Annotated in this window: 22 protein-coding genes; 13 read left to right on the plus strand and 9 right to left on the minus strand. The window is 58.7% G+C overall.

The features are described 5' to 3' along the window. Nucleotides 1-61 precede the first annotated feature (61 nt). From BLT38_RS19975 to BLT38_RS19985, 3 genes are read right to left on the minus strand one after another with little or no spacing between them, the layout of a single operon-like run. Nucleotides 62-841 (minus strand): DUF3050 domain-containing protein, encoded by a 780-nt coding sequence (locus BLT38_RS19975; RefSeq protein WP_083346752.1) that lies wholly within the window; start codon nucleotides 839-841, stop codon nucleotides 62-64. After that, nucleotides 838-1275: a DUF971 domain-containing protein gene (locus BLT38_RS19980; RefSeq protein ID WP_047492578.1), complete on the minus strand. Its 438-nt coding sequence runs from the start codon at nucleotides 1273-1275 to the stop codon at nucleotides 838-840. Before BLT38_RS19980 ends, BLT38_RS19975 begins: the two co-directional genes overlap by 4 nt. Before the next feature lie 18 nt (nucleotides 1276-1293). Next, on the minus strand, nucleotides 1294-2085 hold the full coding sequence (locus BLT38_RS19985; protein WP_083346753.1) for a sulfite exporter TauE/SafE family protein: 792 nt from the start codon (nucleotides 2083-2085) through the stop codon (nucleotides 1294-1296). 122 nt (nucleotides 2086-2207) lie between these two features. Here BLT38_RS19985 and BLT38_RS19990 point away from each other — a divergent pair, with 122 nt between their 5' ends. Then, on the plus strand, nucleotides 2208-3380 hold the full coding sequence (locus tag BLT38_RS19990) for an acyltransferase family protein (RefSeq protein WP_083346754.1): 1173 nt from the start codon (nucleotides 2208-2210) through the stop codon (nucleotides 3378-3380). A gap of 42 nt (nucleotides 3381-3422) precedes the next feature. Continuing rightward, on the plus strand, nucleotides 3423-4355 hold the full coding sequence (locus tag BLT38_RS19995; protein WP_083346755.1) for an MBL fold metallo-hydrolase: 933 nt from the start codon (nucleotides 3423-3425) through the stop codon (nucleotides 4353-4355). 12 nt (nucleotides 4356-4367) lie between these two features. Here BLT38_RS19995 and BLT38_RS20000 read toward each other — a convergent pair whose 3' ends face one another. From BLT38_RS20000 to ruvB, 3 genes are read right to left on the minus strand one after another with little or no spacing between them, the layout of a single operon-like run. Beyond that, nucleotides 4368-4664, minus strand: a complete 297-nt coding sequence (locus BLT38_RS20000) for a DUF167 domain-containing protein (RefSeq protein WP_083346756.1) — start codon at nucleotides 4662-4664, stop codon at nucleotides 4368-4370. Between the two features lie 2 nt (nucleotides 4665-4666). Further along, the gene (locus BLT38_RS20005; protein WP_083346757.1) at nucleotides 4667-5407 is read right to left on the minus strand and encodes a YggS family pyridoxal phosphate-dependent enzyme; all 741 of its coding nucleotides are present in this window, start codon (nucleotides 5405-5407) and stop codon (nucleotides 4667-4669) included. Nucleotides 5408-5416: 9 nt separating this feature from the next. After that, nucleotides 5417-6505, minus strand: a complete 1089-nt coding sequence (gene ruvB, locus BLT38_RS20010) for a Holliday junction branch migration DNA helicase RuvB (protein WP_083346758.1) — start codon at nucleotides 6503-6505, stop codon at nucleotides 5417-5419. A gap of 74 nt (nucleotides 6506-6579) precedes the next feature. On the opposite strand from ruvB, the gene BLT38_RS20015 reads away from it, so the two are divergent. Continuing rightward, nucleotides 6580-7491, plus strand: a complete 912-nt coding sequence (locus BLT38_RS20015) for an EamA family transporter (RefSeq protein WP_083347227.1) — start codon at nucleotides 6580-6582, stop codon at nucleotides 7489-7491. Here the strand turns inward: BLT38_RS20015 and BLT38_RS20020 are convergent. Both BLT38_RS20020 and BLT38_RS20025 read right to left on the minus strand, forming a co-directional pair. Next, on the minus strand, nucleotides 7488-8816 hold the full coding sequence (locus BLT38_RS20020; RefSeq protein WP_083346759.1) for a flavin monoamine oxidase family protein: 1329 nt from the start codon (nucleotides 8814-8816) through the stop codon (nucleotides 7488-7490). The genes BLT38_RS20015 and BLT38_RS20020 overlap by 4 nt on opposite strands. Then, nucleotides 8813-10228: a CCA tRNA nucleotidyltransferase gene (locus BLT38_RS20025; RefSeq protein WP_083346760.1), complete on the minus strand. Its 1416-nt coding sequence runs from the start codon at nucleotides 10226-10228 to the stop codon at nucleotides 8813-8815. The genes BLT38_RS20020 and BLT38_RS20025 overlap by 4 nt, the downstream gene beginning before the upstream one ends. Before the next feature lie 85 nt (nucleotides 10229-10313). Here BLT38_RS20025 and BLT38_RS20030 point away from each other — a divergent pair, with 85 nt between their 5' ends. The 10 genes from BLT38_RS20030 to BLT38_RS20075 all read left to right on the plus strand — a co-directional run bounded on the left by BLT38_RS20030 (nucleotide 10314) and on the right by BLT38_RS20075 (nucleotide 20452). Continuing rightward, complete coding sequence (locus BLT38_RS20030; protein ID WP_083346761.1) at nucleotides 10314-11369, plus strand: AI-2E family transporter; 1056 nt, start codon at nucleotides 10314-10316, stop codon at nucleotides 11367-11369. Between the two features lie 18 nt (nucleotides 11370-11387). After that, nucleotides 11388-12497 (plus strand): tRNA (adenosine(37)-N6)-threonylcarbamoyltransferase complex transferase subunit TsaD, encoded by a 1110-nt coding sequence (tsaD, locus tag BLT38_RS20035; RefSeq protein ID WP_083346762.1) that lies wholly within the window; start codon nucleotides 11388-11390, stop codon nucleotides 12495-12497. A gap of 80 nt (nucleotides 12498-12577) precedes the next feature. Continuing rightward, entirely contained in the window at nucleotides 12578-14065 is a 1488-nt protein-coding gene (cysS, locus tag BLT38_RS20040) for a cysteine--tRNA ligase (protein ID WP_083346763.1), read from the plus strand. A 126-nt stretch (nucleotides 14066-14191) separates the two neighbouring features. After that, the gene (locus tag BLT38_RS20045; RefSeq protein ID WP_083346764.1) at nucleotides 14192-14449 is read left to right on the plus strand and encodes a hypothetical protein; all 258 of its coding nucleotides are present in this window, start codon (nucleotides 14192-14194) and stop codon (nucleotides 14447-14449) included. Between the two features lie 21 nt (nucleotides 14450-14470). After that, nucleotides 14471-14803 carry a cell division protein ZapA gene (locus tag BLT38_RS20050; RefSeq protein WP_083346765.1) on the plus strand — a complete coding sequence of 111 codons (333 nt, stop codon included), beginning with the start codon at nucleotides 14471-14473 and terminating at the stop codon, nucleotides 14801-14803. Nucleotides 14804-14945: 142 nt separating this feature from the next. After that, nucleotides 14946-15692, plus strand: coding sequence for a ThuA domain-containing protein (locus tag BLT38_RS20055; protein ID WP_172838366.1), 747 nt, complete (start codon nucleotides 14946-14948; stop codon nucleotides 15690-15692). 78 nt (nucleotides 15693-15770) lie between these two features. Next, nucleotides 15771-16820: a TlpA family protein disulfide reductase gene (locus BLT38_RS20060; RefSeq protein ID WP_083346767.1), complete on the plus strand. Its 1050-nt coding sequence runs from the start codon at nucleotides 15771-15773 to the stop codon at nucleotides 16818-16820. Between the two features lie 439 nt (nucleotides 16821-17259). Next, nucleotides 17260-18000, plus strand: coding sequence for a prolipoprotein diacylglyceryl transferase family protein (locus tag BLT38_RS20065; RefSeq protein ID WP_083346768.1), 741 nt, complete (start codon nucleotides 17260-17262; stop codon nucleotides 17998-18000). Next, nucleotides 17990-19420 carry an RluA family pseudouridine synthase gene (locus tag BLT38_RS20070; RefSeq protein WP_083346769.1) on the plus strand — a complete coding sequence of 477 codons (1431 nt, stop codon included), beginning with the start codon at nucleotides 17990-17992 and terminating at the stop codon, nucleotides 19418-19420. The genes BLT38_RS20065 and BLT38_RS20070 overlap by 11 nt, the downstream gene beginning before the upstream one ends. A gap of 12 nt (nucleotides 19421-19432) precedes the next feature. Next, nucleotides 19433-20452, plus strand: a complete 1020-nt coding sequence (locus tag BLT38_RS20075) for a VWA domain-containing protein (protein ID WP_083346770.1) — start codon at nucleotides 19433-19435, stop codon at nucleotides 20450-20452. A gap of 90 nt (nucleotides 20453-20542) precedes the next feature. Here BLT38_RS20075 and pheT read toward each other — a convergent pair whose 3' ends face one another. After that, nucleotides 20543-22663 carry a phenylalanine--tRNA ligase subunit beta gene (pheT, locus tag BLT38_RS20080; protein ID WP_083346771.1) on the minus strand — a complete coding sequence of 707 codons (2121 nt, stop codon included), beginning with the start codon at nucleotides 22661-22663 and terminating at the stop codon, nucleotides 20543-20545. Nucleotides 22664-22678 lie beyond the last annotated feature (15 nt).

A 22678-nucleotide genomic window follows, 5' to 3' on the forward strand; every position in this document is an offset into this window, starting at 1 on the left:
CGATTGGACGTTGGCGGTGGTGCGAAGGCTACAGGATGCGCGAAGTTGCGTGGGCCTGTGGCTAACGTTTCATGATGGTGTTTGCGATGCCGTCCCAGAGCGTGAGGCGCGACTGGAGGGCGTAGGTGGCGGCTTGTTCCGCTTCCTGCCATTTGTGTTCGTCGTCGCCGCAGAGTTCGGCGATCATGCGGAGGGCCATGGGGCCGTGTGCTTCGCCGTCGACTTCGATGTGGCGTTCGAGATACCAGAGGAAGGTGTCGAGGTTGCCGCCGAGGTCGCGGTTCAGGTCGCGCACGAAGCCTTTGAACATGGCCGGGATGAGGTCTTCGCGGCCGAAGGTGAAGGCAGCGGCGGTGGTGTGGAGTTTCTCTTCGCTGAGGATGTGGAAGGTGTCGCGCACGAAGAGTTTGGCGGGTTCGGAGGCGTGGCTACCGCGCACGGCCTGATGAAGGTCCGCGCCGTCGCGCAGGGCGAAGACGAGGCGGTCGATGGCGGTGGTGTCCGCGCCGCACTGCTGCATGGCGAGGAGATACAGCTCGAAGTGGCTTAGGGATTGGCCCTGGTAGACGTCGGTTTCTTCGCCGAGGACGATCTCGTTGACGAGGCGGCGGCTCTCGGGGAATGTGCTGGGAATCCAGGGGACGTCAATGCAGGTGAGTCCGCGCTGGAGAGCTTTGAGCAGGCTCATAAAGTCCCATACGGCGAAGACGTGCGATTCCATAAAAGTGTGCAGGTCAGCGAGTGTGTGGAACGAGCTGTAGAGGCGGTGGTTTGCGAGCTGGTCGTAAAGCGGTTTCAGCTTGGCTTCGAGGGCTGCGATCTGCTGTGTTGTCGCGGTCATTTTGCGGCTACCTTGAAGGGCAATGCGTTCTGATCGAGACGGCGAAGGAAGTCCCAGGAGTAGATGCCGCTTTCGTGGCCGTCGGCCCATTTGAACTTGATGGCGTAACGGCCGATGGGCTCTGCGCTGTTGGGCTTGGCGGGCGGCGTGTAGATGGGGAAGAGGGCTTTGGGCGCGGGGCGGGGTTCGCCGAGGGCGCGGCCTGTCTTCTCGCGTTCTTCGTGGCAGGTGGCGCAGGGGCAGGCGTCGCGGAGGTAGGGGAAAGTCCACTTGGAGTGGTGGCCGTCTTTCCAGGTGATCTCCATGCCGGTGCCGTTGGTGATGTCGACTTTGACCTTGGCGGGACTGATGGCGGCAGGGGGCAGCGGCTGTTCGGTGGCGGCGGTGCGCTCACTCTCTTCGCGGCTGATCATGCGGATGCCTTCGTGACTCATACTTCTAATTCTCTTCCTTCAGTGGGCCGGATGCAGGGTGCGGTAGAAGAAATAGCCGCTGACACTGAATCCGACGATGATGACGAGGATGCGCATGGCGCGCTGGGGCAGTTTGCGGGCGTAGTGTGCGCCGATATAGCCGCCGATGCCTGCGGCGATCATGGCGATGAAGCAGTAATGCCAGACGACGGCGCGCTCCACGATGAACGTGATGACCGCCGAGAAGTTGGAGAGGCAGGCGACGAGCACCTTCATGCCGTTGAGCTGGTGCATGTTATCCACGCCGAGGAGGGCGAGCAGCGCCATGACCATGAGGCCTCCACCAGCGCCGAAGTAGCCGATGTAAATGCACACGGGCAGTAGCAGCGGAAAGAGCAGCAACGATGAGATGGGGCGATGTACATGTGGCTGGCTTGTTTCTTTACGCATCCAGCGGCTGATGCGTCCGGAAAAGAGAAACAGTAGCGTGGCGCTGCTGATCATCCAGGGCAGGATGTAGAGAAAGATTTGTGGGGGCAACCACAGTAGAATCAGCGCGCCAGCAACGCCGCCGAGGATGGAGGCGATGAATGCAACGATGAGGAGTTCGCGGCGGAGGTCGTTGCGGAGTTTCAGAACGCTGGTGAGCTGGCCGGGCCAGATGGCGACGGTGTTTGTTGCGTTGGCCTGCACGGGCGGGATACCCACGCCGAGCATGGCCGGGAAGCTGATGAATGATCCGCCTGCCGCTGCTGCGTTGAGAGCGCCGGCTGCCAGCGATGCCACCACCAACAGGATGTAATGGGCGTGCGTGGACAGCATTGTGGGCATTATTGTCCATTTTATCGGGTTGAGGAGCTGTGGCGCGGCAGGCGCAACCGCCTACGTCGCGGGCCTGTCGATACAGGGGTGTTTCATTTGAGGTAGTTAGGGCGCTCAGTATAATTGGCCCCATGCCGTCAACCGATGACCGTCTTTCTCCGCTCACCGAAGTACGGAATCCTGTTTCATCGGTAACAACAGTTAAGCGTCCGCCGCACCTGAAAGCATTGACGAGCATACGCGCGCTGGCAGCACTGTATGTGGGCTTCTATCACATGGTGCGGCCGTTTGAATTGTGGGGCAGGTTTGGCGGGTTCTGGGGTGCTGGCTACACGGCTGTCAGTTTCTTCTTCTTCCTCTCCGGGTTCATCCTGGTCTACACGCATGGCGTGGAGTTTGTCAGTGGGAGGGGAGACGTAAAACGCTTTCTGGTCGCCCGCTTTGCGCGCGTGTATCCGCTGTACCTGCTTGTCACAAGCATCGCGGGAATTCTTAGCTATAAGACAATTTTTCACCCTAAGTACCACGTGATCGCGTACATCGCGCAGATGTTTATGCTTCAGTCCTGGCATATCCGCCTGACGCCGTTCTTCAATATCGTTGCGTGGAGCTTGTCAGAAGAAGCCTTCTTTTACTTCTGTTTCCCATTCATCGCTCCACGCCTGCAGCCAAACTCCCTGCGCCATGGCATATTGCTGCTGGCGGGATGCTGTGTTCTTGCGTTGATTCCGGGCATGATCGCCATGCATCTTGACCCTGCTCGCGCCTGGCACGAGGTAGCTGTGTCCAATCGTGGGCCGGTGGTGTACGTTGTCCGACGGTTCCCACCGCTGATGCTTCCCCAGTTCCTGTGCGGCATCGTGGCGGGATGGATTTACCTGCAACGACCGATCAGCGACGGCTTTGCAAAGGTGGCATTGGCCGTAGGAAGCGTGGTGATGGTTACCGCGTTGCTCTTCGCGGATCATCTGCCGTTCGTTCTGCTGCATAACGGTCTGCTGATTCCTTGCTATGTGCTGATTCTTTATGGGCTTGCACGTCCGAATATCGTGTCGAATGTGCTGTCGTGGTCCCCGTTTGTTTTGGCGGGGGAGGCAAGCTATGCGTTTTACCTGACGCATTTCATGTTTAACGACTGGGCAGCGTGGGTCTTTCACTGGCCGATGACGATTGCCGGCCTGGTCCCTCGGCTGCTTGTTCTTCTGCCCCTGAGTCTCCTGCTGCATTTGTATGTGGAGCGTCCGGGCCGCCGCTGGGTGATGAAGTGGTGGGATGCCCGGGCGGCGAGGTTGCAGGCCGCTTAGTCCAGAGGGGCGTCCGCATCGTTATTCGGCCTGGAACATCCAATGACCGTGAGCAAAGTTCAGAATCACCCGTCTGTTTTACGTAAACTGCGGCAGCTCTGGAATGTTGTTCGTGAGAGCCACCGCCAACCGATGCAGGGCAAACCGAATCCGCCGAAGCTGGTGGACCCGGAAGAGCTTGGCGTTACCTTCATTGGCCATTCTTCATTCCTTATCCAGATTGCTGGCCGCAATGTGTTGGTAGATCCCGTGTTTGCAACGCGGTTGATCCTGCTGCGTCGCGCTCGGCTGCCGGGTGTGGAGATTGACCATCTGCCGCCGATTGATGCGGTTCTGTTGACGCATGCGCATATGGATCACTTGAATCTGCCGTCGCTGCGGAGGATTGTTCGTCATGCGAAGAAGCTGACGGGCGTGGCACCGGAGGCGATTGTGCCGAAGGGCGTAAGCGATCTGGTTGCCAAGATTGGCTTTCGCAAGGTGACGGAGTTGGAGTGGTGGGAGAAGACGTCGCTTGAGGGCGATGATGTGTCCGTGACGATGACTCCTGCGAAGCACTGGGGCGCGCGCATGTTTAGCGATACGCACCGGTTGTTCGGCGGCTATGTGATTGAAGGCGCGGGGCACAGCGTGTACCACTCAGGCGATACGGCTTACTTCAATGGCTTCCGCGAGATTGGGCGCAGGTTGCAGCCGGAGATTGCGTTGCTGCCGATTGGCGCTTACTACCCGGATAGCTATCGCGCGGTGCACACTTCGCCGGAAGAGGGGTTGCAGGCGTTTCTGGATCTGGAATCTGCAACCACGATGATTCCGATGCACTACGGCACGTTTCCGCTTGGCAAAGAGCCGATGGATGAGCCGCCGGTGCGGCTGATGGCCGCGGCGAAGAAGCTTGGTGTGGCGGATCGTGTGGATGTGATGAGTGAAGGCGAGACGTTTGTGGTGAAGACGGCTGCGATGCAGTCGGTGTAATTCTGAAGTGATTTAGACAGCCGCGGCGGGCGAGAGCTTTGCCGCGGCTTCTTCGTTTGTGATGCCGAGAACGTGGATCACCTTGGAGCGCGACGTGAGACCCGATGCGATTGTGATGCTTGCCTTTGGGATGTTGAGCGCGATGGCGAGATAGCGGATGAGCGCGTCGTTGGCTTTGCCATCGACGGCGGGTGCGTTCAGGGCGATCTTGATGGCGTCGCCGTAGAGGCCGATGATGCCTTCGCGTGATGCGCCGGGCTGCACGCGGACTGCGAAGCTTACGCCGCCGTCGATGCTGCGGATGTTCATTGTTACGATTCTTCTTCTTTGTCGTCTTCGCGGTACTTGGTGCGGGTGCCGAAGATGGCGGAGCCTACGCGCACGCAGGTGGAGCCTTCTTCGATGGCTACTGCGAAGTCGTGCGACATGCCCATGGAGAGTTCGGGGAGTGAGAGGCCTTCAATGGTGGCTACCGCTTCGTCGCGGAGTTCGCGCAGGCGGCGGAAGTAGGGGCGTGCGCCGTCGGGATCGTCGGTGTAGGGCGGTACCATCATCAGGCCGCGGACTTCGAGGCCGTCCATCTCTTCAAGGATGTTGCGCAGCAGGCCGCTGAGGGCATACTCGCCGATGCCGTGCTTGGTCTCTTCTTCAGAGAGTTTTACTTCGACGAGGATGGGGAGGACTTTGCCTACCTGTTCGCAGACGTCGTTGAGGCGGCGCGCGACTTTTACGCTGTCCACGGAATCGACGGCGCTGAAGACCCATGCGGCTTTGCTGGTCTTGTTGGACTGCAGGTTGCCGATGAGGTGCATTTCAAGCTGGCCCACATCTTCACCGAGGATGGTGTGGAGTTGCTGCTGCTTGTGTTCCCACTCCTGCAGGCGGTTTTCACCGAAGAGGCGCTGACCTGCGCGGAAGGCTTCGGCGACGACGTCCGGACCCCAGGTTTTGGAGACGGCCATCAGCTTCACGTCTGCGGGGTTGCGGTTGGCGCGGGCGCAGGCGGCTGCGATTTCCGCGCGTACCTGCTCTAAATTTTCTGCAATCGACATAGGTTTAGCTTAGTCGAACAGGGTTGGCTTATCGAATTGATTTGCCTTGGTGGGCACGGGATAGCCGAAGTGCTCGTAGGCGCGGCGTGTGGCAACGCGGCCGCGGGGCGTGCGGTCGAGGAAGCCGATCTGCATGAGGAAGGGTTCGTAGACTTCTTCGAGCGCGTCTTCTTCTTCTGCCAACGCGGCGGCTAATGTGTTCAGGCCGACGGGACCGCCGTCGTACTTTTCGATGATGGTGCGGAGGAGGCGGCGGTCGAGTTCGTCGAATCCGTGCGGATCGACTTCCAGCATCTGCAGTGCGGCCTGCGCGGTCTTCTGATCGATGACGCCGTTGGCGCGGACCTGTGCGTAGTCGCGCACGCGGCGCAGGAGACGGTTGGCGATACGCGGTGTGCCGCGCGAACGCATAGCGATTTCTGCTGCGCCATCAGAATCAATCTCTACGCCGAGGACTTCCGCGCTGCGTTCAACGATGAAGCGCAGGTCGTCGTCGTTATAGAACTCGAGTCGCAGGAGGATGCCGAAGCGCGAGCGTAGTGGCGATGAAAGTAGACCGGGACGCGTGGTGGCGGCGACGAAGGTGAAGGGACGAATCTCCATCACGTGGGTGCGTGCCGCGGGGCCCTGGCCGATGATGATGTCGAGCTTGTAGTCCTCAAGCGCGGTATAGAGCTTTTCTTCCAGCACCGGCTGCAGGCGGTGGATTTCGTCGAGGAAGAGCACCTGCTTTTCGCGCAGGTTAGTGAGGATGGCGGTGAGATCGCCCTGGATTTGCAGGGCAGGGCCGCTGGTCTGCTGGAAGCCCACGTTCATCTCGTTGGCGATGATGGTGGCGAGTGTGGTTTTGCCGAGACCCGGGGGGCCGTAGAGCAGGACGTGATCGAGAGCATCGCCGCGTGATTTTGCGGCTTCGAGCGCGATGGCGAGCTGCTCTTTCGCCTTGTGCTGGCCGATGAATTCGCCGAGGCGGTTGGGCCGCAGCTTGAGTTCAAAGGCTGCGTCTTCGCCCATGCTGCTGGCGCTGACGAGGCGCTCTGCATCTGCTGAGGGAGTGGAGCGGTTCAGGTCAAAGCGCTTTTTGTTGAGAAAGTCCATCGTTCAGGTCGCTAAGGCGATGGTACGGCGAAGATTGCGCTGTGGCAACGGCGCTGCCTGATAGGCTGTGGCCCATGACCCGAAAGCATGAAAACACATCGCGTTCGCTCGTCATTGTTGCGTTCGCCTGCGTTTACTTTTTTTGGGGATCGACGTTTGTTGCGATTCGCGTGGGTGTGCAGTCGCTTTCGCCTGCGTTTGTCTCGGGGTTTCGTTACTGCGCGGCGGGCGTGATTATGCTGACGGTGCTTGCGCTGCGCGGGACTCGGATTGTGTTGCCGCGTGCGGAGTTTCAGCGTGCGCTGTTGTTGGGCGTGGTGATGCTTACGGGCAATAACGTGATGATCAGTTGGGCAGAGCAGTCGCTTTCTGCCGGGCTGGCTGCGTTGCTGGCTGCGGGCATCCCCCTGATGATTGCGCTGGCGGAGACGTTTATTCCTGGCGGCACACCGTTGAATCGCATGGGCTGGCTGGGGACGGTGCTGGGGTTTGCGGGGCTGGTTGTATTGCTGGCTCCGTTGTTGCGCGGCGGTGTTGGTTCTGCTTCGACAGGCGTGGTGATCATGCTGGTGGCGGACCTGCTGTGGGTTGTGGGTTCGCTTTATTCCGGGCGCAGGCCTTCGACTGTTGATCCGCTGCTGGGTGCTGGATGGCAGATGTTGCTGGGCGGCACGTTGAGCATTGTGCTGGGATCAGCGCTGGGCGGATGGCAGAGTGCGCATTGGAATAAGAGCGCGCTGCTGGCGGTGTTGTGGCTGGTGTTCTTTGGATCGCTGGTGGGCTACACGGCGTACATGTGGCTGCTGCATCATGTGCCGGTGGCGAAGGTGGCAACGTATGCGTATGTGAATCCGATTGTGAGTGTGGCTTTGAGTTCGGTGCTGCTGCATGAGTCGCTGCATGGATCGCAGTGGATTGCGATGGCAATCATTCTGGCTTCTGTTGCGTTGGTGACGGCAAGTAAGTCAAAACCGAAGGCTGCTTAGTGCGAATCCAATAGTTGTTGTGCGGCTCGGATGCCGCTGCGCAATGCGCCGTGGACTGTGCCCCAATGGCCGGTGGTGTCTGTGTGTTCGCCTGCGAAGAAGAGCGTGTCTTCGACGGGATGCGTCATCTTTTCTGAAGCGTCGACCGCGCCTGCGGGCACCCATGAATAAGCTCCACCGAAGAGTGGATCGCTGCTCCAGTCGTGGCGATGCTGCGTGACGAGTTCGTCGAGTATCTGCTGCTTTGGCACACCGAAGATGCGTGAGAGGTCGTGGCATGCGGCTTCCGCAATTTGCTCATCGGTCATTGCAGCGAAGGCTTCTGTGGATGTACCGCCCGCCCATGCTGTGAGTACGGGATCGAGTGAGGGATAGCCCGCCCAGAAGACGCGGAAGTTCAGGTCGCTTCGTTGTTCTTCGGGAAGAATGAAGGAGAGTTTTTGAAGCGCCTTCTTCTGCAGGTGATCGAGTTGTGCCCACCAACGGTTGCGGAAGACCAGGCACATGCGAACGACTGGGCCCATCGCCATGCGGTTGGCTTGCTGCAGGATGTCAGCTGGCGCGGGAGAGAATGCAACACTGGATGATTGCAGGACACCGAGCGGCAGCGTGATGATTGCTGCGTCTGCATGAAGCGATTCGTCTGAGTGCAGTTGGACATCGACTGATCCGCGCGACCATGTGATGGATTTCACTTGTGACTGCAAACGGAGTGTTCCGCCGAGACGTGTGAAGCGTGCGGCGATTTCTTTTGGGAGGCGATGGTATCCGCCCTTTACGTGGTGAAGCGCCTCACCTTCAATGCTGTCTTCTGCTTCCTGCTGGATGGCGAGTGAGCGTACAGAGATGCGAGATGCATCGGCTGCGTTGAAGCCTTCGACGTATCCGCGAGCACCGGAATGGACGTCAGGATCGATGTTTTCGCGTTCGCACCATGCGTCGAATGCGAGGTCTTCCATGGGGTGAGCATCGCTCCATGCCGTCATCTGTTCGAGGACGTTGAATGGCGAATCTTTATCGCTGTGCGTGCCTTCGTCCTGCGGATGGAGCGAGTCGTCGCTGCAGTCGTAATTGAAGTCCTGGCCGGAGAGCTCGTAGGTTTCGAGGTTGAGGTCTTCGAGCAGCGCGAGAAGTTCTGGCGGATTGCCGTGTATGAATTCCGCGCCGAGTTCGATGTAGTTGCCGTCTTGTTGCACAGTGCGGATGCGGCCGCCGATGCGGTCCTGTGCTTCGAGCAGTGTTACCTGAAGGTCGCTGCTGGCGCGCAGTTTCATTGCAGCCATGAGGCCTGCGACTCCTCCACCGATGACGATGACGTGTTTCAACGGGCTATCTCCACGGGAGATTTTGCGAGCAGATCACGCAAGAGATTGATGGCCTCTTCGCGTGTGTGGATGGCGCCTTCGAGTTGCGCGTCTTCCAAGTCCTGCAACAGTTGTTTGAAACGCGGGCCGGGGCGGAGGCCAGCATCGATTAGGTCGCGTCCTGTAAGTAATGGCGTGGGGCGGTAGACCTCTTCGGGCGCTTTCTCGAACTCTTCTTTTGCGAAGTGGTACAAGTCCAGCAGGTTGTGCGAGCTGGTGACGTCGAGCTTGTGCAGCGCGAGATGCTCAGGGAAATCGTTCAGCCGGAAGAAGCGTTTGAGCGTGCTCTGCTTCATGTGCTTCACGTCGCCGAAGCGCATGTGGTTGGCGACGAGTGAGACGACCTGATCGATGTCCGCCGAAGAGAAACGCAGGCGATTCATGATGGCGCGCGTCATGGTGGCGCCCACTTCTGCGTGGCCGTTGAAGCGGATGCGCGGCTTGGGATCAGCAGGATCGGGGGGACGAAAAGTTGGCGGCTTGCCTACGTCGTGCAGCAGCGCGCCCCATGCCAATGTGCCCTTCACGTTTGCGGGAAGTTGATCGAGCAGAAGCAGCGTGTGAATCCACACGTCTCCTTCAGGGTGCCATTCGGGCGGTTGCTCCACTCCTTTCATGGCGGCAACTTCTGGCAGCACGTGTTGTAGCAGACCGGTTTCGTCGAGTAGTTCAAAGGCCCGTTTCGCGTGGCCTTCGGTGAGCATTTTGGTGAGCTCGTCGCGGATGCGTTCGTTGCTGACCTGCGTGATGGTGGCGGCCTGTTGCTGGATGGCGCGCATGGTTTGCGCTTCTATGGTGAAGTCAAAGCGCGCGGCGAAACGGACGGCGCGCAACATGCGGAGCTTATCTTCTTCGAAGCGCTTTTGAGGATCACCGATGGCGCGCACGATGCCGGCTTTCAGATCCTGCTGGCCGTTTACGAAGTCGAGTAGCTTTTCTTTGATGTTGTCTTCGGTGAGGCCAATGGGGTCGAGCAGCATGCCGTTGATGGTGAAGTCGCGGCGTTGTACATCGTCTTCTGGTTTCTCTGCGTATTCCACGTCTACTGGGCGACGGCCGTCGACGTATTCGCCGTCGCAACGGAAGGTGGCGACTTCCGTTTGTACTTCGCAGCCTTCGCCCTTGTTGGCGTTGCATACGATGACAACGCCGAAATGCGCGCCGACGGAGAAGGTGCGGTCGAAGCCCATCATTACCTTTTCAGGGCGGGCATTGGTGGCTACGTCGTAATCCTTGGCGGCGATGCCCATGAGCAGATCGCGCACGCATCCGCCAGCGAAATAGGCGTGGAAGCCGCGGTCGTCCAGTTCTTCCACAATGTGCAGGGCTGCTTGAAATGCAGGTGTTGCCTTCGCGTTTTCCAGTGCCTTCATCACTCTCTAGGATGCTCCTTTCGTGTGAGGATGTCTTTGCGGCAGCAGCGGCGCGGAAATCTGCATCAGAAAGTGTGAAGACCGCATGAGCAACTCCTCAATGGAAACCGGTACGGGGTACGCGCAGTGGCGAATGGCGGCGCTGTTTGCGCTGACGCTGACGTGCGTGGTGGCGACATTGCTGTTTGCGCACACGCTGATGTTTCCCATCATTGGCGCGATTACGCTGGCTGTGGTGACGCAGCCGCTGTCTGTGTGGTTGCGTAAGCGTTGGTCGCCCACGCTGGCCGGGATTGCCATGGTGGTGCTTGTGAGCCTGGTGTTGTTCGTGCCGATGTATGTGCTGATCAAGCATCTGGTGGTGCAGGCCATTGCGCTGGCTCGCTATGTTGAGTCGGGCGGTGTGGACGACTTTTTTGCTGAGCTTGCGGTGAAGCATCCGAAGCTGGGCGATGCAATCCAAAATGCGATTACGCAGTTTGCTCCGGGGATGTCAGGCCGCGCGATTGCGGGATGGTCTGCGCCCAAGCTGGGGCAGGCGTTTGGCGCGATCGTTCACGGCATTGTGAGCATTGTGTTGCTGCTGTTTTTCTACTTCTTCCTGGTGCGGGATGAGGCGGTGGCGCTGCGTGCGTGGGAGTCGATCTTGCCGTTGCGCGATGACGAGACATTTGATTTCAGCCGCAAGCTGCGCGACATTATCGACGCGATTTTTGCGGGGCGTTTGCTGATTGCCATGTTGCAGGGAGTGGCTTCCGGTGTGGCGTACTGGTTGGTGGGTGTGCCGGGTGCGCTGTTGTGGGGATTTGTCACGTTTATCTGCTGTTTGATCCCCGCGTTTGGCGCGTTTTTGGCGTGGGTGCCGATTTGTTTGTACGTGGGGTTGGTGCTGAGTTGGACGAAATGTCTGATCCTGGCGATCTGGTGCAGCGCTGTGGTGAGCACCATGGATAACTTTCTCTATCCGGTGTTTGTGGGGAAGAAGACGGATCTGCATACGGGCGTAGTGTTTGTCGCCATCTTTGGCGGCTTGGCTTTCTTTGGCATCAGTGGGTTCATCCTGGGGCCGGTTCTGGTGGCGTCGGCGATTCTGCTGTTGCAGATATGGAAGCAGCGGCTGGCGGAAGCAGGCGTGCACTAATCCCGATACGATAAAGAGATGGGCAAAGGCCTGATTTTGGGGATTGAAAGCTCCTGCGACGAGACTGCGGCGGCAGTGGTGCGTGCGGGAAGCGACGTGCTCTCGAACGTGGTGGCGACGCAGATGCAGATGCACGCGCTGTATGGCGGCGTGGTGCCGGAGCTGGCCAGCCGCGAACATCTGCGGAACATTGTGCCGGTAGTGCGGGAGTCGCTTCGGCAGGCGGGCATTGAAGCGAAGGACGTGGATGCCGTTGCGGTGACGGCAGGGCCGGGGCTGGCTGGGGCGCTGCTGGTGGGGATTTCGTATGCCAAGGCGTATGCATATGCGCTGGGAAAGCCGCTGATTGCGGTGAATCATCTGGAAGGGCATATCCACGCCGTGTTGATGGAGCAAGGCGGCGAGTCAGCCGAGTCTACGCTGGCGCTGGTTGTGAGCGGTGGGCATACGCATCTCTATCTGGCTGCGCTTGAGGATGGCGTTTGGCGCTATCGGAATGTGGGTCGCACTGTGGATGATGCAGCCGGCGAGGCCTATGACAAGGTGGCAAAGCTGCTGGGGCTGGGATATCCGGGTGGGCCGTGGATTGATCGGCTGAGCGCATTTGGGAATCCGAAGGCGGTGCCGTTCCGGTTTGTAGAGATCAATCGCGGGACGGCGGAGCAGCCGTCGTTTGATTTTTCGTTCAGCGGGATCAAGACGGCGGTGCTGCGGTACATCGAAACGCATGGCATGAAGGCGGCGATTGAGGAACGGCGGGCTACGTTAGAGAAGATTGATTCGCCCACGCTGGACGATGTTCGTGCGCTTTGCAATGCGGAGACGCTGGACCTGATCGCGAGTTTTCAGGCTGCGGTGGTGGGAAACCTGATCCGGCAGACGATGGCGGCGGCACAGCATTTTGGTGCGAAACGGATTGTGGTGAGCGGCGGCGTGGCCGCGAACAAGGAGTTGCGTACGCGGTTTGAAACGGAAGCTGGAAAGCGCGCGTTGACTGCCCGATTTCCGGCTGCGGCCATGTCGACAGATAACGCGGCGATGATTGCAGCGGCGGCGTGGCCGAAGTTCGCGCAGGGTGAGTTTGCGGGACCGGCTTTGAATGCCACGCCACAGCTTCGCCTCGGATAAGATTAAGAACGACGGAATGCGGCGGCGGGGCGGTGGCCCGGGCGCGCTCGCAAGTCCCGGAAGGCACGCGAATCCGCCGGATGCCCATCGAACTCTTTAATACTCTTGGCAGCCGCGTGGAGCCGCTGACTGCGTCGCGGGACAACACGCTGCGCATGTACTGCTGCGGCCCCACCGTGTATGACTACGGCCACATTGGCAACTTCCGCACATTTCTGCATGTGGATGTGCTGCGGCGCGCTGCGCGGCTGAATGGTCTGTCGCTGAAGCACGTGATGAACATCACGGATGTGGATGACAAGATCATCCGCAATGCTGGCGCTGCGGGCATGTCCATTGGCGACTACACGGCGAAGTACGAGAAGGCTTTCTTTGAGGACATGGATGCGCTGGGCGTGGAGCGTCCGGAGATTGTGGCGCATGCGACGGAGAGCATTCCGGAGATGGTCGCGCTGGTGGAGCAGCTTGCCAGTGAAGACATTGCGTACAAGACTGAGGATGGCTCGTGGTACTTCCGCATTGCGAAGTTTCCGGATTACGGCAAGCTGAGCGGCAAGGACCTTGAGGGTATTGAAGACGGCGCGCGCGTGGACGTGGACGAGTACGAGAAGGATGCCGCGCGCGACTTTGCCCTGTGGAAGGCGACGAAGCCCGGTGAGGCGTCGTGGCAGACGGAGATTGGCGAAGGGCGTCCGGGATGGCACATTGAGTGCTCGGCGATGGCTCTGAAGCACCTGGGTACGAATTTTGACGTGCACGCCGGTGGCGAGGATCTGACGTTCCCGCACCACGAGAATGAAATTGCGCAGAGTGAGTGCGCGACCCATCAGCCGTTTGCGCGGCACTGGTTCCATGTGCGTTTTCTGCTCGTTGAGGGCAAGAAGATGTCCAAGAGCGAGGGCAACTTCTTCACGCTGCGCGACCTATTGCTGAAGGGATATCGTGCGTCAGCGATTCGTTTTCTGCTGATCAGCGTTCCATATCGCAACCAGATGAATTTCACGTTTGAAGGTCTGACGGAGAGCGCGAATGCGATTGAGCGTCTGCGAACATTTGTGCGACGGCTGGATGCAGCGGTGAAGAATCCCGCACTGCCTGAGTCTGCGAACGAAGAGTTGTTGGCGCTGACTGTGTCGAAGCGTGACGCGTATCTTGCGGCCCTGCAGAACGATCTGAATACCGCCGAGGCGCGCGCTGCTGTGTTTGACATGGTGCGTGCGGCGAACATCACGCTGGATAACGGTACGTTTGGCCGTGGCAACGTGGATGCCGTGCAGAAGCTGCTGAACGACTTTGACGCGGTGTTCGACGTGTTAACGGATCGTGACGCAGCCGTGAGCAAGGCGGCTGTGGCGTGGGCGCAGACAGAGGGGCGCACGGATGTTGCGCCGGAGCTGCTGCAGGCCCAGAGCATTACGGACGAGGAAATTGAAGCGTTGATTGCAGAGCGTACCGACGCACGTAAGCGGCGGAATTTCGCTCGTGGAGACGCCATCCGAAACGAGCTGCTTGAAAAAGGCATCGTAATTGAGGACGGCAAAGACGGCGTCACGTGGAAACGCAAATAGTGTCGTGAAGCGGCGGGGGTAGCCAAAAGAGATACCCCCAATGCGATTTGCTATTCGGCATTCACAAATCACCAACCTATACTCGCGGAAGCGAGCAATCTATTTCGCAGAGGAGTACCGGATTTTATGGCCACCACCACTATCAGCGTTGACGAGTTTCAGGCGCTTGAACAGCGCGTTCTTCGCACCGTGGAGCTGATCCGGAGTGAGCGCGAGGCACGCGCCACTGCTGAGGCCGAGGTTGCTGCGCTGAAGGAATTGCTGGACACGGCTTCTGCGGAGAATTCGCAGCTTACCGCTGAGCTTTCTTCGTTGAAGAGCGAGCGCGAGCAGGTGAAGGGTCGCGTTGACGCGATGCTGAAGCAGCTCGACGAACTGGTGTAACCGAAGAAAAGAAGAGAAGGCATGCAGAATTCCGTCCCCCAGTCCGTAACGGTTGCCATCTACGACCAGAACTACCATCTGCGCGGCGTCGACCCGCAGCATATTGAAATGCTGTCGCAGCTTGTGGATAGCAAGATGCGTGCGGTGTCGTCGCAGGGCGCTACTGTTGACTCGTTGCGTGTGGCGGTGCTGGCAGCACTGAACATTGCCGATGAGTTGATGGAGCTGCGCGAACGTCATCGTGAGTTGTTGGATTCGCTGGATCATGCAGAGACGGCAAACCGGCATCGTGCGCATTCGCTGGCATCCATGCTGGATGAAGCTTTGCGCGATGAGTATCGCGTGGCCGTCTAAAACGATTCAAGTTTCATTTTGTGAGAGGGCGTGGCTTCGGCTGCGCCCTTCTCTTTTGCGGTTTGTTGCAAACGCTTCCAACCACGCGATACCATGCCGCCGTTGCGCTTCTGCCGGATCGCGGAGGCGCGAAAGGATTGGGATGAAACGTCTGCTTGCCCTGTTGTTGCTGTGCTCTTCTGCTGCGGCGGTCGCGCAGGATCGCATTCTGATTTACACGCGCAGTTACACGGCGGATGGCAAGGGATATATCCATGGGAACCGTGCCAGCAGCGTGGTGGCGTTGGAGAAGATTGCGGCAGAGTTGAAGATTCCCACGGACAACACGGATGATCCGATTGTGTTCACGCCGGAAAATCTGAAGAAGTACACCGTCATGGTGTTCAGCAACAGCAACAACGAAGCGTTCAGTACGCAGGCGCAGCGCGACGCTTTCAAGGGATGGATTGAGCATGGCGGCGGCTGGGTGGGTATCCACTCGGCTTCAGGCAATGAGCGTAATTGGGATTGGTTTGCACAGATGGTGGGCGGGCGCTTCCTGATGCATCCGAAGAAACAGCAGTTCACGGTGAAGGTGGTTGATCCGAAGTTTCCGGTGATGCAGGGCGTGCCCTCAGAGTTCACTGTGACGGATGAGTGCTACTTCACCAAGCGCTTCAGCGATACGATTCATCCGCTGCTGACGGTGGATACTTCAAAGCTGGATGTGACGGGCTTCAAGCTGGATCGTAAGGATTTTCCGAATCCACTGCCGATTGCGTGGTGGCACGAGTTTGATGGCGGGCGCGAGATTTATATCGCACTGGGCCATGACAACAGCTACTACGAAGATCCCGTGTTTGATGGGATTTTGAAGCGCGCGATTTTGTGGGCGGCGAAGAAACAGTAGCTATACCGCATTCCCTAAATGAAACAGCGGGAAGAAGATTTCTGTTGCCGTTTTTGGCTGCTCGGGTAAGCTGCTGCTGTGAAAATTCTCTCCTCTGTTCTGCTGCTTATCCTTAGTTCTGCGTGCGTTGCGCAAACTTCCACTGCCAACTCCTATGAAAGCCTTCCCGAGTTTCAGAAGCTTCGCGCACAGGCGAAGGATGAACAACGCTCCAACACAAAGATTATTTTTGCCGCGGGAACGTGGAAGAAGGCCAACAAGGTGGCGGGTGGCCACTGCATGGAGTGTTTGGAAGGCGTGTTCACCTCGCAATTACGGCTGGGTGAATACAAGGATGCGCTGAAGACTGCGAAAGAGTGGGATGCCGCCAGCGAACAGCCGCTTGATCATGTGCGTGCTGAGCTTGCTGAAGGGCGCGTCGCGATTGCGATGGTCGACAGGAATAAGCCGAACATGGCTGTGTTGCAGGATGCCCATGTGGAGCTACAGAAGGCTGCTGCAGCGCATGCCACGGCTGCTTACTTCTACGACGGTCAAGTGCTGGCGTTGATGAAGCAGGATGCGGACGCGGGTGCGGCTTTTGGTCAGTATGCGAAATTGACGCGGAAGGATGATGCGCTGCTGTCGCGCGCGACTTATTTCTCCACCCACCCTGAGATGGCGCGCGAAAAGATGGCGCCAGCCGTGTTGGTGAATACGCTGGGTGGAAAACGATTCAACCTGGATGACATGCACGGCCGTGTGGTGTTGATTGATTTCTGGGCCACTTGGTGCGGCCCGTGCAAAGAAGAACTTCCACACATGAAGAAGCTGGCGGAGGCATATAAGGATGAGCCTTTGGAGATCATCAGCATCTCCTGGGACTCGGACGCTAACAAATGGCGGCAGTTCATTGCCGACAACGGCATGAGCTGGAATCAGTATCTGGATGCGGATCACAGTGTGACGAAGATGTTTGGCATCGATGCCATTCCGCATTACTTCACGATTGATGCTAACGGTGTGTTGATGGCAGAGAATGTGGGATCAGGGTCGAATATTGACGGGCGTATTCGAAAACTGGTGACGCAAGCGAAGGAACAGAAGCAGTTAGCGGCGGCGGCAGGCGCACTAACCGCGGGGCAATAAAACACGAGGTATTTGCGAGCATTTCGTTAGCACAAAACGGCTTTGTTGCTCAACTTGCAAACCCTCGATACTCCGCGTAGCATCTGCCTTTAGATGACCGGCCTGCAAAGCAGGTGGGGGAACAACGTCGGTTGAACCAACATTCATTGAACAGGGGTTCGGCTCGTATACATGGTTCGGTGTGCAGTGTCCGCCAGTCCGGAATGCCTAAAGAGCCACGGCTGAATCCCACCGCTTATTGGCGGGTTCACCGGCGCTTCCAACACGGCCCAGCGGGTCGGTCTTCGCTTGATTGAAACGGTGGCTCTCAACAGAGTCACCGTTTTGTTTTGTCGAATGTTTGTCGCTGTATCGCTTTTGCCTGCGGGAATTGCGTTCCGGTGTGTCTCCATCGGGAAACGGTGAAGAGATTCCCAAGTATTCTTAAAGACAGCGTCTTATGCATCCGCATCTCTTCCGTCTCGGCCCGATTACTGTCCCCACGTTTGGGGCGATTGCTGCATTGGGGCTGGTACTGGCGATTTCGCTGGCCGCGCGTGGCGCTCGGGTGATGCGGCTGAATGAAGACGCCGTGTGGAACCTGTGTTTGTGGATGGCTGCGGGGACGCTGGTGCTGTCGCGGCTGATTATTGTGGCGCAGGTGTGGAAGTCGTTTGCGAAGTATCCGCTGTACATCCTGACGTTGCCCACGGTGACGAAATGGGGATTGCTGCTGGCGCTGGGCAGTGGTGCGGTGTACATGCTGGTGAAGAGGCTGCCGTGGCTGCCAACGCTGGATGCACTGGCTCCTGCGGCGCTGTTGTTGCAGGCGTTTCTGCACCTGGGAACGCACTTCTCTGGCGATGATCTTGGGTTGGCCACGACGTCTCGCTTAGGCGTGATCTTTGGCGATCAGGGGTATCACCCTGTTGCGTTGTATTCGGCGGTGTTGACGCTGGTGGCGTGTGTGGCGGCGTTTGTATGGCTGCATCGTGAATCGCAGCCGGGCGAGACGTTTGGATTGAGCCTGACGTTTGCTGCGTTGATTCGGTTTTTTGTAGATACACTTCGTCCGGGTTGGGTTTTGCCGGAGACGATGATTGGCAACCTGCTGCGTGTGGATCAGCTTGTGCTGGTGTTGCTTGCGGTGGCGGGTTTGAGTTTTTTCTTTCAACGAAAGGGCGTGCGTTATGCCCAGTAAAAATATGTTGCCCAAGGGCAAGCGTCGGCACTCTGTGAAGGCGGATTACCGCACGCAGCGGGATGCTTCGCGCGATGCGGAAGCTGCGGAGCTGGCGGCGACGGAAGCCGCGCTGTATGGCGAAGAAGTTCCTGTAGCGAAGCCTGCAATTCCCAATACTGCAGTGCCGGAAAAGCGTGGCAAGGGATATCAGAAGAGCGGCAAGCGGCAACAGCGAACGGTTGAGGCGGTCAAGGAGCTGCCTTCGTCTGCGATGGATGAAGATGATGAGTTGATTCTGCCGGTGGAGGCTGTGGTTTCCTCTGGTGGATTGACCACGACGCGCACGCTGGTTGCTACTCCTGAGGCTCGCGGCATGCGGCTGGATGCTTATCTGGCGTGGGCATTGCCAGAGATCAGCCGCGCTCGTGCGCAGTTGCTAATTGAGCATGGACAGGTACGTGTGGGCGGTTCGCCTGCGAAGGCGAAATACAAGCTGAACGGCAATGAGCATGTTGTTGTGGAAGGCCAGCCGCAGCCTGCGCCGCTTCGTGCGACGCCGGAAGATATTCCGCTGAGCATTGTCTATGAAGACAAGCACATGGCCGTGATTGATAAGCCTGCGGGCATGATGGTGCACGCGGGCAGTGGATTGACGGACGAAGCGCGCAGCAGTGGCACCCTTGTGAATGCGTTGCTGTTTCACTTCAAGGACCAATTGAGCGATGTGGGCGGAGCGTTGCGTCCGGGCATTGTGCATCGTCTGGATAAGCAGACCAGCGGTCTGATCATGGTGGCGAAGAGCGATGCGGCGCATCGTGCGCTGGCCGAGATGTTCTCAGAGCGGTCGTTGGAGAAGCGGTACATCGCGCTGGTGCATCGGGATGTGAAGAGTGATCGCGGCATCATTGATTTGCCGATTGCACGTGATCGGCTGCGCCGCACGCGTATGACGACGCGTGTGGGAAATCGCTACCTGACCACGGACAGCCACGGCACGCCTGCAAAGCGTCATCCGGACGAGCCGGAAGAGCGCACTTCGCGCAGGCCAAACGATCCGCGTCCGGCTCGCAGTCTTTACACGGTGCTGGAGCGTCTGCACACCACGGCGGGCGACTTCACTCTTCTGGATGTGAAGATTGAAACCGGACGCACGCACCAGATTCGTGTTCATATGCAGTCGCTGGGGCATCCGGTGGTGGGCGATACGTTGTATGGCGCGCCTGCGAAGATTCCGGGGCTCAAGTCGGAAGGTACGGGCCCAACGCTGCATCGCAATTTTCTTCATGCGGCGCATTTGGTGCTGGACCACCCGATTACAGGAAAAGAGTTGGATTTGGAGGCTCCCCTGCCGGAGGAACTTGCGTCTCTCTTAGAGCAGCTCCGTGCGCTGGAAATACCGGCGGCGCCCGCCAAGCCAAAACACGCCGAGGATTGGTAAACTACGCCCCGTATGGCAGTTTTTCGTAAGTTCGCTGTTCGAACCGTTGGCACCGTTGCACTGGTGGCGGCTTCGATTCCATTGTTTGCCCAGCAGCAGTCTGCACCGCTCCCACCGGCGAATACGAATCCACAACCTGGAGCGAACGCTCCGCAGCCGGATCAGCCCACGGGCGATGCGCAGGGTGGCGGCTATACGCTGAAGGCCTTCGTGCCTGAGGTGTACCAGGTGTTCACTGTCACGGATAAGAAGGGCCGCTTTGTCACCGGTCTGAAGCAGCAGGACTTTGGCCTGCTGGATGATGGACGACGTCCGGAACGCATCATCAGTTTTACGCAGCAGGCAAATCTGCCCCTGCGCATTGGCATCATGCTGGACACGTCGAACTCCATCCGCACGCGCTTCCAGTTTGAACAGCAGGCGGCGACGGAGTTTCTGCTACAGGTGTTGCGCCCTCGTCAGGACGCGGCGTTTGTCAGCGGTTTCGATGTGCGACTGGACCTGGTGCAGGATTACACCAACTCCATCGACAAGCTGAGCACGGCGATTGAGAAGTTGCGGCCCGGCGGCGGTACAGCGTTCTTTGATGCGATCTATCAGACGTGCCGCGACCAGATGCTGACGGTGACCAGCAACGAGACGATTCGTAAGGCTCTCATTGTGGTTTCTGACGGTGAGGATAACTACTCGCGGGTGCAGGAGCAGGAAGCCATCAAGGAGTGCCAGCGTGCGGATACGCTGGTGTACACCATCTCCACGAACGTTTCGCCGTCACGCGATAAGGGCGATGATGTTCTGCAGCGTTTGAGCGAAGCGACCGGCGGACGTACCTTCTTCCCCACCAAGATTGAAGATGTGGCCAAGGGTTTCCAGGAGATTGAGACGGAACTGCGTTCGCAGTATTCGCTGCGCTATCGTCCTGCAGGGCTGCAACAGGATGGTTCCTTCCGTACGATCTATCTCTCCACGGTTGACCAGCGCTACCACGTGCGTGCGCGTAAGGGATACTTCTCGCCGAAGCCTCCGCAGTAGGTGTTTCGGTACTGTTCTCGACGCCTTCGGCGTGTAGACAGCAAAGGGATGCGTTTTTAGCGCATCCCTTTTGCTTTGTCTAAGTGTTGTTTATGCGGCGCGGTGCTTGCCGCCGAGCTTGATGAGTGCGGCGACGATGGCTTCCTGCCATCCAGCGATTTCTTCTTCGCGCAATGTGTGTTCCGGGGATTGGAAGACGGTGCGCAGGAGGAGCGAGTATTCGCCTCTGGGAACGGCCTTGCCCTTGGCATCGCGGAAGATTTCGACGGGTTGCAGCGAGATCATTTCTGCGATGTTCAATGCGGCGATGGCCTGTGAGACTGCAGCCCAGGTGATGTTGTCTGCGAAGAGGAACGAGAAGTCGCGTTCGACGGCCTGATAGCGCGAAGGCTCTTTGGCTGCCGGCTGCTTCAGGTCGAAGGCGAAGAGCGCAGGGACGTTCAGCTCTGCGAGAACGACGTTTTCCTTCAGCTTGCGGCGCTCACGTTCTTCATTGGTTAGTTCACCGAACCAACCAATTGTCTTGCCTTCGAGTGTGATGGATGCGCCGCGACCGGGTGCGATCCACTTGGGAAGGTTGTCACCAGAGAATGTGGGTGCGCTTGCGACGAAGCGGGAGAGTAGTTCTTCTACTGCGCCTTTGACCTCGAAGAAGAGTGCATCTGCGGCGTCGATGGTGCGTGTGGCAGATGCGTTGCCGTATGCGCCGAGTGTCAGCGAAGGATGCTCGTTGACCTGTGCTGTGGAACCGATGAAGACGGTGCCGTACTCGAAGAGGCGGACTGCGGCGACGTCGCGTGTGCTGTTGAGCAGCAGCATGCCAGCCATTCCAGGTAGCAGCGACGGACGCAGATTGCCTGCTTCCGCATTGAGTGGATTGCCCATGGGCACTGCAGATTCCGTGGTGAAGAGAGCGGAGTCTGTCTCGGACGCGAAGGTGCTGCTGATGGCTTCGGTCCAGCCGAGCGCGAGCAGCGTGGTGCGCACGATTTCTTCTTTCGCAGCGTGCGGCAGAGCGATGACGCCGCCGGAGAAGCTGGGCAGCGTGTCTGCGAATCGGTTGTAGCCGTAGACGCGTGCGATTTCTTCAATGAGGTCGATCTCGCGTTCGAGATCGAGACGCCATGAGGGGAGTGTGACCTCATAGCCTGCCGCGTCTGCACTGGGGCGCAGATGGCAGCCGAGTGCTTGCAGATATTGCTCCACAACATCCGCGGGAACGAGATGGCCTGCGGTGCTTTCCTCGATGGTAGTGCCGAGCAGGCGCTGTACTTCTTCGACTGAGAGCGCGACGTGTGGGCGCTTGGTGGTACGCAGTTCCTGCGCTTCGATGACGACATCGCTCATGGGGCCGATGGCTTCACCACCGCAGGCTGCGATGACGCCACGCGTGACCAGACGGTTCGCAAGAGCGCACGCGCCGAGGTCGGCACCACGTTCGTAGCGGTGCGATGCGTCGGTGTGCAGGCCGTGGCGGCGAGACGTGGCGCGGATGGTTGCGGGATCGAACCATGCGGCTTCCACGAGGATGTTCTTCGTCTCTTCGGTGACGCGTGAGTCCCATCCGCCCATCACGCCGGCGAGACTGAGAGCCTTCTTTTCATCAGCGATGACAACGTCGTCGGTGGTGAGCGTTTTTTCGCTGCCGTCGAGCAGTGTGATCTTCTCGCCCGCGTGGGCGCGACGCACGATGATACCGCCTTCGATGGTGTCGAGATCGAAGACGTGCGTGGGGTGGCCCATGGAGAGCCAGTTGTAGTTGGTGATGTCGACGGCTTTGGAGATGGGCTTTTGACCGATCTGCGCGAAACGCTCGGCGACGATACCTTCACTGGGCTTGACGGTGACGCCACGGATGACCTGCGCAGTGAAACGGCCGCAGAGTTCGGGCGCGTCGATGCGCACGGGGTAAGCACCGTTTGCCTCGGTTGGAACGCAGCCTGGCTCGCCTTCCGCGTTCAGTACGCGGCGATCTTCCAGTTGCAGCAATGGCACGCCGTAGATGGTGGCAGCTTCGCGCGCGATGCCGTAGTGGTTCATGGCGTCGACGCGGTTGGTGGTGATGTCCATTTCGAACAAAGAACCACCATCGGGAAGCGCATGTACGCCCTCCACGGCGATGCCGCGGAGGGTGAGGTCGTCGGCGAGTTGCCGGTCACTTACTTCGAGCGCGGGAAGATATTCGCGCAGCCAGTTGCTGAGAATATTCATTGCAAATCCTGTGCG

This window comes from Terriglobus roseus, from assembly GCF_900102185.1.
GTDB lineage: Bacteria > Acidobacteriota > Terriglobia > Terriglobales > Acidobacteriaceae > Terriglobus > Terriglobus roseus_A.